The sequence below is a fragment of the Chryseobacterium sp. ON_d1 genome (assembly GCF_006829085.1).
GTDB lineage: Bacteria > Bacteroidota > Bacteroidia > Flavobacteriales > Weeksellaceae > Chryseobacterium.
Genome location: NZ_BJTC01000003.1, coordinates 188435 through 202134, shown reverse-complemented (window position 1 = coordinate 202134; position 13700 = coordinate 188435). Strand labels below are relative to the sequence as shown.

The following is a 13700-nucleotide window of genomic DNA, read 5'->3' as shown; positions in this document are numbered from 1 at the left end:
TTTTGAAGGAAGGCCCTTAACAAACTTTAACCACATATAATTTTTACAATTCATTAATATTTAAGATATTTGCGCATTGTTTTAAAAATAAAGAATGAAAAAAATCTTTGTAGTATCATTCATATCAGTTGGATATTTTCTGAACGCACAGAGTCTAAGCAACTCTCCTTATGCAACTTATGGAATTGGAGATGTGAAATATGATAATACGATCGAAACTACTTCTATGGGAGGTATATCTACTGCTTTTATAAGTGATTTTACCAGTAGTTTCAATTTTGCCAATCCGGCAAATAATGCCAATTTTGAACTTACAAGTATCAGACTGGAAGCTACCAACGAAAACAATTATTTCAAATCGAACTATAACGATATGAAATCTACAAAGCATTCTACGTATCTTTCCAATATCTCATTGGCTTTTCCGTTATCTTCAAAAGTAAAAATGGGGATCTCATATCAGCCATACAGCTCTAAAAGCTACGATATTGTCAATGAACAAATGGCAGCAGACGGAGTAACTCCTCTTTATAAAAATAGTTTTAAAGGAAGCGGAACCATCAATACTGCACAGGTTGCTGTTTCTTATAAGATCAACCAGGAGCTATCTGTGGGAGCAAGAGCAAATCTTTATTTCGGGGACCTTAGTGATCTGAACGAGTTCCGTGCCTATAACAGTAATCTGGGGACCTATGTAGGCGAATATGTTAATGGCTATCAGACTAAAAACAGAGTCCGAAACTTTAACTTTACGCTGGGTACAAGCTACCAGACTTTAAATCCCCGTACTGATAAGAAATTAACGATCGGAGCAACGGCTACATTTGGTAATACAAGTAATATGACTACCGAGTACATCAACAGTACTTACCGATATGCTGATGCTCAGGAAACGACCAAAGTTACAGGTTCTGAAACCATTATAGACCAACAGGATACAAAATCCAAAAACCTTCTTCCATTGCAGGCGTCATTAGGAGTTGGTTACGGAAGTGAAAACCATTGGTTTGTATCCGGACAGGTGGATTATAAAAAAGGAGAAGATATTGCTTATTTTGGTAAAACTTTTGACTTCCAGGATACCTACAGAATTTCTGCCGGTGGATGGTATCTTCCTAACTATAACAACTTCAGAAGTTATTTCTCAAGAGTAATCTACCGATATGGAGCCTTCTACGAGAGAGGAAACCTTAAGCTGGATGGAAACAGCATCAATAAATTCGGTATTTCTGCGGGAGTTATGCTTCCATTCAAAAACAGCAGTATCACCAGGATGAGTGGTCTTGAAATAGGATTAGAAGTTGGTAAAAGAGGAACACTTAAAGATAACCTGATCAACCAGAATTTCATCAACCTTAGAATCGGCTTTAACTTTGCTGATAAATGGTTCAGAAAGACTCTTTATAACTAGAATGAATTTTTCAAAAAAAATATCATATAAAAATATAGCATGCCTTTTTAGTTGTGCTATATTTTTTATATTGACATCCTGTGAGGAAGATTTAACCAAAGCCAATGGCAGCCAAAGTAAAAATTTCCCGTCACAGATCATCAACAACGCCGATATTATACAGCGTGATTCAGGTTTTGTTACATTAAAAGCCAAAGCCCCTATCATTGAAAAATACGAACTGATAGACAGCCCGTACGTAGTGGCCAGAAAAGGAATTGATATCGAATTTTTTGACAAAAAGAAACCTAAGGTGCCGGGAAGAATTACCGCTAAATACGCCCGTATTTTCGAGTATAAAAAATTCTATGAAGCCAAAGGGGACGTCAGAATAAAAACCAATGAAGGGCAAAGATTTGCTATGCAGAGCATTTACTGGGATCAGAAAAGGAACAGGATCTACACCAAAGATACCGTTTATGTCACTATGGAAGACGGTTCTACGCTGGTAGGCGCCAATGGGATGACTGCAAAAGATGATTTTTCCGAATATACATTCTATAACAACTCAGGGGATTTCAGCTCAAAAAGAATCTCTGAAAGTAAAAAATAAATCCAAAAACGATGAAAGCTCTGGCAATTGGGTTAATGTCCGGAACAAGCCTTGACGGCTTGGATCTCTGTTTTGCTGAATTTGAAAAACAAGACACCTGGGCCTTTCAGATCCTGAAAGCTGAGACCCTTCCCTACCCTGAAGAGTGGGAAAACAAGCTCCGAAATTCCATTCACCTTTCTGCTGAAGATTTACTAGAACTGCATTCAGATTATGGATTTTACCTGGGAGAACGGGTAAAAGATTTTATCAATCGATATCAGCTTGAAAATATCAGCCTTATTGCTTCTCATGGTCACACAATATTCCATCAGCCACAGAGAAGATTTACACTCCAGATCGGTGATGGCAGAGCTATCAAACTGGAGACCGGCCTACCGGTAGTATATGACTTCAGAAGCCAGGATGTTCTGATGAAAGGCAACGGAGCTCCTTTAGTTCCTATAGGTGATGAGCTGCTTTTTTCCGGATACAGCGCGTGTCTCAATCTGGGTGGATTTTCTAATATTTCTTTACAGTCAGGCGGAAAGAGAATCGCCTTCGATATTGCTCCGGTTAATATTGTACTCAATCATCTGGCTCAGAAACTCAACAAAAACTTTGACGAACACGGTGAACTGGCAAGAAAAGGGAAAATTGATCAGACTTTGCTGAACAGGCTTAATGCTTTAGATTTCTATCACCTTTCCCATCCGAAATCATTGGGAATAGAATGGTGCAATGAACATGTATTTCCGGCTTTTCACAATACTGAGACGCCGGATGCACTTGCTACCTTTACAGAACACGCTGCCCAGCAAATCACCAATGTGATCAATACCAATCATATAAAAGATATTCTGATTACGGGAGGAGGTGCCTATAACACATTCCTGATTGAAAAAATAAGGGCAAAAACAAAAGCTAAAGTAATCATTCCTGCAAAAGACATTATCGATTATAAAGAAGCCCTAATCTTCGCCTTTATGGGGGTTCTGAAAATGAATAACGAGATTAATGTGCTTTCTTCTGCTACCGGAAGCTATGCTGATCACTGCTCCGGAGTAATGGTGTAAGGCCAATTACTTTCATGAATATACCAGACATGTTGATGGAAATTATAACAACCCCCAGATACGGCTTCTATCTCACAAAATATTATTCCTTTTGATCCGGTTCATAGTTCACAACACGTAAACAGCTTATTCTGTACTATCAATACTGCCAACAGACAAAAATTTGTATTTTTATCAAAATCTTTTGAACAGTAAGAAATTGTAAAGAGAAATGGCACCGATCACAAAAATCAAGACCTATCATTTTCTCCCGTATAAATACGGTTCGGAACTGCTGTTGGATATCGGGCGCATTGAAACTCTGAAAAATTATGTCTTAGATAATGCCCTGCATCAGCTTAGCTTTTATGAAATCATTTTTATCGAAGAAGGATCCGGGACTTTTATTTTAGATGAAAATACAATGGCAATCACTCCGCAAACTATTATTTTCACCAGTCCCGGACAAGTCCGTCGTTGGGAAATAGAAGAAATGGTAAAGGGGTATACATTATTTTTTGAAAAAGATTTTCTTCATCTTTTCTTTTCAGATGAGTTGTTTCTTTACCGGTTTCAATACTTCCATCAGTATTCCCATCCCAACGAAATAAAGGTATCGGAGGCAGCTTTTGAAAAGTGCCTGACACTGTTATCTGAAATAGAGCGTGAGTTCGGGCAGCTTCAAAATGACAGTAACCATTTGATCAGGTCACTTTTGTATCAGCTGCTTATCATTCTCAACCGATATTATGCAGGGGTGTATAATGTTCAGAGGGATACTTATGTTCATGCTGATTTTTACAGATTCCGGTCTTTACTGGAAAAAAGATTTATGCAGGACCAGAAAGTGGAAGCCTATACCAAAATGCTTAATATCAGCCCGGGATTTCTTAATAAAATATGCAGGCAGTTTAGTGGGCTGTCTGCACAGCAAATGATTCATCACAAGCTGATTTCAGAAATAAAGAAACAGCTTTATCAAAATAAATCGGCAAAGGAAATCTCTTATGAGCTGGGGTTTTCAGATCCATCTAATTTTAACCGCTTCTTCAAAAAGCTTACCAATACCACCCCTCAACAGTATCGAAAGAAAATGTAAAATGATCATTATAAAGATAAAATGACCTTTTTGCAGAATAGGAATGTTTCTACTTTTACAGAAAAAAGAAATATGATAAAATCTGCAACACTTGGTCTTTTATTCTTCTTTCTGAACCTATTCTCGGTAAGAGCAGAACAGCTATACGTGAATCCTCAGACCGGCAATGATACCAACTCCGGAATAAAAACCCAGCCGTTAAAAACTCTTTTAGAAGCCGCAAGGCGTGTCAACCTGAACAAAGAACAGACAGGAACAGTGATCATCCTCTCAGAAGGTATTCATCTCCTAACCCAGACGGTTATATTTACCAATGATAAATATACCTCTCAAAACCGTCTGGTTATCCGCGCAGAAGTGATGCCTGATGATACTGGCTGGACTCCTCAAAAGATGCCTGTTATAGTAACAGCAGTACCCCTTGAACCCGGTGTTGGCGGAAAAGAAGCCAAAGGGATACAACCCGAGGTAAGCCATGTTACCATTGAAGGGCTCAGGTTTACGGGCAGTCCTGACTATTCATATATCGATGGTACTAATCTACGCCGTTCGTATCCTGTATGGCGTGAGGGAAAAAACCTGGATGATCTGCTTGTAGCCCAATGTCTGTTTGCAGGAAATGCAGATGTATTACCCTTACACGTAGGAGTTATAGCCAATGGATATGGCCTGGTTATCGATCATTGTGTATTTTTCAACTGTAAGATTCCGGTTGTTTTCTGGAAAAATGATGGAAAGACAGGTAGCCGCAGTGCGATGCACCATTCATTGGTATATGGCGGTTATTTCTGCGGAGTATGGACGACACAGGGAACCAACGGAGATGAATTCGACTTTCATCATAATATCATAGCTGACACAAGCACGATATGGATCAGAGAAAAAGGGAGTAAGCGCCGGTACAAAGCTTCTGACTGTATCTTTGTCAGTTATAATAAACTGGCAGGTTATGGAAGTGGTCCCTTAAGTGACAGTGATGCCACTTCAACAGATTTTCTGGAAATGAAAAACGTACAGACTGCCGGAACAGTAACCATTGAAAAAGATCAGAGTAAACGTAATTACCTCCAGCTGGCAGAAGGCTCCATAGGATCTGATTTAAAGGCCGGTCTTTTTAAAGAAAACTTATAAAAAAGAGCAGAGTTGATGGGGATTATTGAAAAAAATACTGAGAACACAAACAGTATAAACAGATTTCACTTTCAAAAGAACCGTAAAAACAAAAAAACCTTCATTGCAGAAGGTTTTTTTATTATTTGTAAGCTTCGATTTTATCGGTAAGCGTATTGATAAAATTCTGTAATGGTTTTTCTACCATCATCTTGATAAATGGATTGAATTTCCCTTCAAATAGCATCTGAACCTCAGTCTGATTTTCGCTGATCGGATTCAAAGTAGCGGTTAATGAAAAATCCAGGCTTGAACTAGCAGATCTTAAAACAGCTTTGTGATCATCCACTTCATCTATTTTTAATGCGATCTCCGGCATTCCCTGTAATCCGAATTTAAATCCGTTATCTCTTGTTTCAAATTTCTGAAGACCATCCGGCATAAAATCTTTATAATTTTCAGGGGATTTCAACAATTCGGTAAGTTCTTTAGATGATTTATTGACAATAATCTTTCGTCCTTCTAAATTCATTTTTTATTTTTGTATTAAATTCTTAACTCTTACAAATGTATAAAGTTTTTGTCAACGAAAAAAAATTATTACTATCTAAGCATCCTGAAGAACTTGAAAAAAAGCTTGGGTATGAAAATTATACCACTTTAGAGATCGCATTGGATCTTCTGGAGAATACTTCTGTGCAGGAACTTAATGTATATGGAGAGAATTTGGATGAAATCTGGCAGGAATTCCAAAAGCTTTTTAGGATTATTGAGGCTGCAGGAGGTCTCGTTAATGATCCCGAAGGTAAGATTCTTTTCATCAGAAGGCTGGGAAAATGGGACCTTCCGAAGGGGAAGATGGAAAAAGGAGAATCCAGAGAAGAGTCTGCCGTACGGGAAATAGAGGAAGAAACGGGCCTGAGTGATGTTGAGCTTGTAAAATTCATCAATACCACCTACCATATCTATATAGAAAGAAATGGAGAGAAAATTTTAAAATGCACCCACTGGTTTGAAATGAATTTTGACGGAGAAGATACTTCCAAACCACAGATAGAAGAAGGCATTACCGAAGTGGCATGGAAGACAACATCAGAAATTGAGAATGAAGTTTTCCCAAGTACTTTCAAAAACATCCAACTGATCGTAAAAGAATTCTGGGATTTGAATAAATAAGTCATAAGGCCGGAAGTTGGAAGAATGAAGCTGGAAGTTACGATCCAGCACCGCTCGTTTTATGGTGATCATTTTATTTTAACAATGAAAATTTATAAAATGGTATAGAAAAGAGAATACTCGTTGTTTACCTTCCCTCTCCCAGCCTCCAGCTTCCTTACTCTAAATAAAGTCGATCGATTTTTCCAGCGCAATTCCTCTGGATCCTTTCAACAGTATGTTTTCGGACTGAATTTTATTCTGCTTTAAATATTCTATTAATTCTGTAGTACTATCAAAAGCAGGATCTGAAAAATTAACGGCTTTAAAATGTTTCCCTACAGTGATAATTTCATTGAAATTAAGATCATGGGCCAGTTTTAAGACATTCTGATGTTCTTTTTCACTCTCGTCTCCAAGTTCAAGCATATCTCCAATAATAATGGTCTTACTGCCTTCAAAACTGATAAAATTATTTAAAGACGCAGCCATGGAACTTGGGTTCGCATTGTAGGTATCCAGTACAAGAGTTCTGCCCTCTTTTTTCACTACCTGAGATCTCATGTTGGTAGGCGTATACAGCTCCAGCGCATGCTTTATGTTTTCAAAGCTGATTCCGAAATGAAGCCCTAAGCTTGCTGCTGCACAAAGGTTGGTAAAATTATATTCTCCTGTCAGTTTTGAAACGGCTCTTACGCCCTGATAACTCAACCCTACAAAATGTTCTTCTGAAAAAGACTCAAAATTATAATCGGAAGTATCTTTTCCAAAAGTAATTTTAGGGGAATAATTTTCAGTTTTCTCAGCCTGGATAGGATCATTTTCATTAACAACTATTGTTCTGTTATTGTTTTTAAGATAATCATACAGCTCAGATTTTCCTTTTATTACTCCTTCAAAGCCTCCGAACCCTTCCAGATGAGCTTTCCCGAAATTGGTAATATATCCGAAATCCGGTTGGGAAATGGTACACAGAAATTCAATTTCTTTCTGATGATTGGCTCCCATTTCAATCACAGCCATCTCATGTTCGGGTTTAATGGAAAGGATCGTTAAAGGAACTCCGATATGATTATTAAGGTTTCCGGATGTATACTGAACATTAAACTTTTCTGAAAGAACAGCATGAATCAATTCTTTTGTCGTTGTTTTTCCGTTACTTCCTGTAAGACCTATAAAGGGAATGCTAAGCTTAATTCTGTGATAGACCGCCAGCTGCTGCAGGAACTCAAGCGTTGATGAAACATAGAAGATATTTTTATCTCTGTTTTCAAATTCCGGAAGCTCAACAATCACCGCCAGGGCTCCATCATCAATCGCTTTTTCAGCCTGAGTAGCCGCATTAAAATTTTCGCCGGAAAAGGCAAAGAAAATATCATTCTCTGCTATTTTTCTGCTATCAATGGTCACTTTTGCAGCCTGCAGAAATAAAGGATAAAACTGTTCTATATTCATGTGGAAATATATATTTTTTTTAAAGAAGTCATATGCAATCGCCAAATCTGTACGAGTATTTCAGGCTTTTCAGTCAAAGCGATTTCATCATTCAAAAATAAAAAAACCTTCCGAAAATCCGGAAGGTTTTTTATAAGTATTTTTTTGATAAATATTATCTTCTAGTTCTACTCTTATCGCTGGTTCTGGCATCCTGTGCAACACGGAAACCTACCCAGCCATAAGCTTTGTTTTGGTTTTTATATCTTCTTTGTCCCGGATCCAGCCAATATGCTGTATCCTGCCAAGAACCACCTTTTACTACTCTAACCTCGTTAGAGATTTCAGAAGTTCTGTCTCTGGTATCTTTCTGCAGTTTTACTCTACCGTTTCCGTCTACAACGAATCTTGATTTAGGAGAGTTATACATATCGAATCCTGCAGTAGAATCTGAAGCTCTGTAATATTCTAACGAAGACTGTCTGTCACCATCTCTGTAGTTTCTGTAGTCTGCAATCGTTTGTCTTTCAAACTGTCCCGGAAGCCCTTTGTAAACTAATCTTCCGTCAGCCAAAGTATCATATTTGATTGAGCCTTCATCGATCATTTTGTAAGTTCCGTCTCCGTTTCTTACGATAGCCTGAGGCATATTACCTCTATAGTAGTTGAAATCGTTATAATCTTCATCAATGATTGGTCTGTAAACGTCAGCAGTCCATTCTGAAACGTTTCCATACATACCATAGATTCCTAAATCGTTAGATGGATACTGTCTTACGTCAGAAGTTTGTGCTGATCCGTCGTTTTTCCATCCTGCGATACCGGAATAGTCACCTTTACCCATTTTGAAGTTTTCAAGGAACATTCCTCTGTCTCTTCCTTTGGTACCTCTTAATCTTTCAATTTGAGGCTTTTTACCCAGGTATTGGTTATATTCTCTGTTTTTAGCCATCCCAAGAGCTGCATATTCCCATTCTACTTCGGTAGGAAGTCTGAATTTCTGTACCATTGCAGCATTTGGAGCTCTGTTGGCAGCAAGCAGTCTCTGGTTGGTCGTTTTCATACCTGTTTTCTGCTGCATTCTTTTTTCATTGATATATCCCTGCATTTCAGGATCATTGGATTTGAATTTATCCATATTGAATGCAGTTCCTCCCTGGTTGTTGGATTCGTTGATATACAAATCTTTGGCAATAATACCGGCCTGCATCAAAGCTTTTTCATTCGCTCTGTCTGACAGCCATTCGCAGTATCTGTTTGCCTGGGTCCAGGAAACACCTACCACCGGATAGTAATCAAACTCCGGAGAACGCAGATACGTTTCATTATAATCGTTTCTAGATAATTTGTTGTCCCATAATAAGGTATCCGGCAAAGCACCGTTATAGATCTCCTTAAAACTAGGGTCACTTGGTGGGAATACATACTTCAACCATGTAAGGTATTCGCGGTATTCGTAGTTAGTAATCTCAGTTTCTCCGATAAAGAATGAACTTACCTGCATTCTGCGAGGTGTGTTATTCCAATCGTGCATAACATCATCTTTCACTAATCCCATTGTAAAAGTTCCACCTTCTACATATACCATCCCAGGCCAACCCTTCTGCTTCTGTTGCTTTCCTGCAAAAAACCAACCCTGTTTTTCGTTTGGTTTCCAACCTGTTTTGCTGACAAATTTTTTGGTACCGCCACCTTTGCTGGTTCCTGATCCGCCACAGCTGGTTAATGCAAGTGTAGAACTTAATGCTATTAATGAAAACAACTTTAGTTTTTTCATAGTCGATATAAATATTTTCAAAGTACAAAGAAAAAATAAATTATTCAATAAATCAAATAAAGATTTGATTTTTTTGAAAAACGATAACAAATTAATTTTATTGTATCACAATTTAATTCTAAAATTTTCATTTATTTTGTAATTTAGCAATTTCAATAGTAAACATGAAACGAAAAATAACGCTTTTATCTTTAATCGCTTTTGCATCAACACTTTACGCTCAAAGAAACACCATAGAATGGAATGGTTCTAAAATCCAGGATTTTGGTGACACAAAATTAAATCTTCCCAATTTCAAAAATGAAGGTTTTTCTTTCAGCCAAAATAATGTTTTTATAGTAACCAAGCAAAAAATCGGAGAAAAGCAGTTAAAAATCTCAGACCTTGTCTGGGAAAACGTTTCCAACCAGGATTTATTTGAGCTGGATAAAGGCAGGCTTCCTGCGAATGATGTGGCAGATGTTTCTTATTATACATTAGATGGAGACAGCTATGCCAGTATCAGTGTTGCCCTTTTTAAAAATGTAAAGGGCCGTGTTCAGAGATTATCTTCCTTCAATGTTTCAGAAGCTTCTTCTTTCGTCAATACTACAGGAACGGTCAATAAAGTAGGAACTACTGTTAATCCTTTATCGAGTGGTAATTTTTATAAAATTAAGGTAGACAAATCCGGTATATTCAAAATCACCTCTCAGTTTTTGAAAGATAACGGGATCAATCCCGCTTCTGTAAACCCAAAGAATTTCAGAATTTATGGAAACGGAGGAATCATGCTTCCTGAATATAATCAGGATGTAAAATATGGAGCTCTACAGGAAAATGCGATTCAGGTGGTGGGTGAAGATGATGGTGTATGGAATGATAATGATTATGCCCTTTTCTATGCGCAGGGGCCGGATGGATATAACCTTTATGACACTTCCAACGGAAACGGTTTTAAAAGACATGAAACCCGAATCAATACAAGCAATAATGTTAAAAATATATATGAGGATTTCTCATATTACTATATCAACTTTGACAAAGGTGCCGGAAAAAGAGTTCCCACTGTTGACGGAAATCTTCCTGCTCAGCTGATCACAAGATATGACAATTACCAGGTGATCAACAAAGATCAGAAAAACCTGTTAAAAGTAGGCAGAACATGGGTAGAAGACACTCCTTTCAATAATGAAAAAACAGTAACACTCACGACCAATTCTCCTATACAGGCTAATGATGTGATACGATACAGAACTCAGGTCGTAGCATATAATTCCCAACAGAATACCATTGATTTTAAAATCAACAATTTAAATCCCCAACCGATACAAACGGTTCCTTCGGACACCTCGAGTTACCAGTATACCTTCTACCCTATAATATATTCCGGAACGCTGACCAATCTGACCGGAAACCAGTTTACACTGGTGTATAATCCTGACATCTCCAAAAATCCCAACGGGACTTTTTATTTTGATTATGTAGAAGTTCAGTACAAAGAAAACCTTGCTTTCAATGGTTCGCAGATGAACTTCAGGGATTATTCTATTGTAAGCGGAAGCAATACAGATTATGGTTTCAGTATCAGCAATGCGGCTAATATAGAGCAGGTGTGGGATGTAACAGATATTACCAATGCCAACAGAAGGGTGAATAAAGCCGGAGCCGGCTCTTTCAATTTTGCGTACACTGCTGCTGACCAGAACTTCAACAATGAATTTGTTGCTTTTCGTGCCGATGCTGCTTTCAGTCCTCAGTTTGTAGGAAGAATTGCAAATCAGAATCTTTCGGCTATACAAAATGTAGATTACCTGATTCTTACTGTACCGGAAATGATGGGACAGGCACAAAGAATTGCCAATTACCATCAGACCAATCACAATTACAAAGTAGAAATTGTAGATATTAATAAGATCTATGAAGAATACGGCAGCGGAAGCAAAGATCTTACCGCTGTAAGAGATTTCGTAAGCAAGCTGAATACGCCACTCGGAAGGCTTCAGTATGTATTCATTCTGGGAGATGCTTCTTACGATTATAAAAACAGAGTTCCAAATAATACAAACGTTGTTCCCAGCTACCAAAGTGAGCAGTCTTCAGATTACGTATCATCATTTGTAACCGATGATTACATTGTAATGACGAAGCCACAGAACACATTATTAATTGAAAATAATCTTCCGGATCTTCCTGTAGGGAGAATTCCTGCGGCCAATGTAAGCGAAGCCGGAGATATGATCAATAAAACACTGGCTTATTACAATTCCCTTCAGGGACAATCGAGCCCGTTTGGAGACTGGCGTATGAGGCTTGATTTCGTAGTGGATGATAATAATGAAGGAGGAAGTCCTTTCCACAATGTAATGAATGCTTCTCTGGCCGGTATATTTGAACAGCCAGGCCAGACTGACCTGAAAGAATATAATGTTAAAAAATTATACATGGATGCCTTCCCTGCTCAGAGCACATCCGGAGGACGAAGATATCCACAGGTCAACCAGGCTATCTCCAATGCGATAGGAAACAGCTTATATTTATTTTATTTCGGACACGGAGGAATTAACGGCTGGGCACAGGAAAGAGTACTCACAAGTACTGAGGTTCAGAATGCCAATAACTTTTCCAATGTATACAGCAGATTCCCGTTTGTATCTACCATCACCTGTGAATTTACATTATGGGATGAGCCGGCCACCAATTCTGTAGGTGAGCAGTTTATTAAAATGAAACAGGGAGGGGCTTCAACAATGATTACCTCCAGCCGTGCCATCGGAGTGGATTACGGACGTGATTTTACCAATACATTTACCCAAAATATCTTTAAATTAACCAATGATGATTTCAACTCTTTAGGAAATGCACACTTAATTGCAAAAAAACAAAAGGGTCCAAATAATAATCACCTAAAGGTTAACTTCCTGGGTGATCCTGCCATGAAACTGAGCAGACCTCAAAGACTCCTGATTATTGATAATATTGAAACTCCGGTTCCGGGGCTGATAAGAGGTTTGGATTTCGTTAAAATAAAAGGACACATCAATAATCCGAACGGAACATTAAATAATACTTTCAACGGAAAAGTAAGTATCAATATTTTCGACAAAAGACTGAACAAGAAAACCTTAAATAACAACGGACTTTTATCTCCTGTCCTTGATTACACAGAAGAAGGAAGTGCTATTGTAAAGGCTGCCGGAACTGCTGTAAACGGTGTATTCACTGCTGAATTTTATGTACCTAAAGATATTAATTATGCTGTAGGCCAGGGAAGAATACTTGCCTATGCAGATAATAAGTCAACTGATGTTTTCAATAACCAGGCCGTACAGGTAGGTGATATTAATCCAAACGGAATCAATGATAATCAGCCCCCAAAAGTAAAGCTGTACATGAATAACACCAACTTTGCGGATGGCGGAATTACGAATCAGAATCCAATGCTTCTTGCCTGTCTTACCGATGATACAGGAATTAACTCAACAGGATCTGGAGTAGGGCATGACATTACCGTATATCTTGACGGACAGATCATCAATACGGTCGTTTTGAATGATTTTTATTCTGCAGGAGAAGGAAACGGATGTTTAAACCCAAGTCTAGCCGATTATCAAAAAGGGAATGTAACCTATCCTTTCAGAAATCTGGCAGTGGGGCAACATCAATTAACATTTAAAGTTTGGGATATAAACAATAATTCGACAACTGCTACGTTAAATTTTGAAGTTAAAGATGAATCTGACCAGCACCTGACGATCAACCGTCCTCTGAACTGGCCCAATCCATTTACGAATAAAACATATATTCAGTTTGAACACAATTGTGATGATATTCTGGATGTGAACGTACAGATTTATACAATAACCGGAAGACTGGTAAAAACTTTATCACAACCGGTGGTTGCAGAACCTTTCCTACAGGGCTTTAGAACCCCTCGTCAGGCAATAGAATGGGACGGAAGAGATGATTTTGGGTCTACAGTAGCAAAAGGTACATATATTTTTAAGATATTTGCAAAAAGTCAAAATCAAGAAAAATGCAAAGGAAGTGCTACAGCTGTAGAAAAAATGGTACTTTTGAAATAATTAAATAAAACATAGACAATAATA

The 13700-nt window shown here is 38.0% G+C and carries 10 protein-coding genes; 7 read left to right on the top strand and 3 right to left on the bottom strand.

Annotated features, from left to right (window positions below; all coding sequences use genetic code 11):
• Window positions 1-94: 94 nt before the first annotated feature.
• The 5 genes from CRS_RS06435 (at window position 95) to CRS_RS06415 (ending at window position 5267) form a co-directional block, all read left to right on the top strand.
• Window positions 95-1411, top strand: a complete 1317-nt coding sequence (locus tag CRS_RS06435; RefSeq protein ID WP_142723247.1) for a hypothetical protein — start codon at window positions 95-97, stop codon at window positions 1409-1411.
• Window position 1412: 1 nt separating this feature from the next.
• A complete protein-coding gene (gene lptC / locus CRS_RS06430) occupies window positions 1413-2003 on the top strand; it encodes an LPS export ABC transporter periplasmic protein LptC (protein WP_142723246.1) in 591 nt (196 codons plus the stop codon).
• Between the two features lie 11 nt (window positions 2004-2014).
• A complete protein-coding gene (locus CRS_RS06425; protein ID WP_142723245.1) occupies window positions 2015-3058 on the top strand; it encodes an anhydro-N-acetylmuramic acid kinase in 1044 nt (347 codons plus the stop codon).
• Window positions 3059-3269: 211 nt separating this feature from the next.
• Window positions 3270-4136, top strand: a complete 867-nt coding sequence (locus CRS_RS06420; protein WP_142723244.1) for an AraC family transcriptional regulator — start codon at window positions 3270-3272, stop codon at window positions 4134-4136.
• A 72-nt stretch (window positions 4137-4208) separates the two neighbouring features.
• Window positions 4209-5267 carry a hypothetical protein gene (locus tag CRS_RS06415; RefSeq protein WP_228451194.1) on the top strand — a complete coding sequence of 353 codons (1059 nt, stop codon included), beginning with the start codon at window positions 4209-4211 and terminating at the stop codon, window positions 5265-5267.
• A 121-nt stretch (window positions 5268-5388) separates the two neighbouring features.
• Here the strand turns inward: CRS_RS06415 and CRS_RS06410 are convergent, their stop codons facing one another.
• A complete protein-coding gene (locus CRS_RS06410; RefSeq protein ID WP_076597685.1) occupies window positions 5389-5778 on the bottom strand; it encodes an orotate phosphoribosyltransferase in 390 nt (129 codons plus the stop codon).
• A 35-nt stretch (window positions 5779-5813) separates the two neighbouring features.
• Between CRS_RS06410 and CRS_RS06405 the strand changes: the two genes are divergently transcribed.
• On the top strand, window positions 5814-6422 hold the full coding sequence (locus CRS_RS06405; protein WP_142723242.1) for an NUDIX hydrolase: 609 nt from the start codon (window positions 5814-5816) through the stop codon (window positions 6420-6422).
• Between the two features lie 162 nt (window positions 6423-6584).
• On the opposite strand, the gene murF is transcribed toward CRS_RS06405, so the two are convergent.
• Together murF and gldJ are read right to left on the bottom strand one after the other, a co-directional pair.
• On the bottom strand, window positions 6585-7856 hold the full coding sequence (gene murF / locus CRS_RS06400; protein WP_142723241.1) for a UDP-N-acetylmuramoyl-tripeptide--D-alanyl-D-alanine ligase: 1272 nt from the start codon (window positions 7854-7856) through the stop codon (window positions 6585-6587).
• Between the two features lie 154 nt (window positions 7857-8010).
• Entirely contained in the window at window positions 8011-9612 is a 1602-nt protein-coding gene (gene gldJ, locus CRS_RS06395; protein WP_142723240.1) for a gliding motility lipoprotein GldJ, read from the bottom strand.
• A gap of 164 nt (window positions 9613-9776) precedes the next feature.
• Between gldJ and porU the strand changes: the two genes are divergently transcribed.
• Window positions 9777-13676, top strand: a complete 3900-nt coding sequence (porU, locus tag CRS_RS06390) for a type IX secretion system sortase PorU (protein ID WP_142723239.1) — start codon at window positions 9777-9779, stop codon at window positions 13674-13676.
• Window positions 13677-13700: the final 24 nt, after the last annotated feature.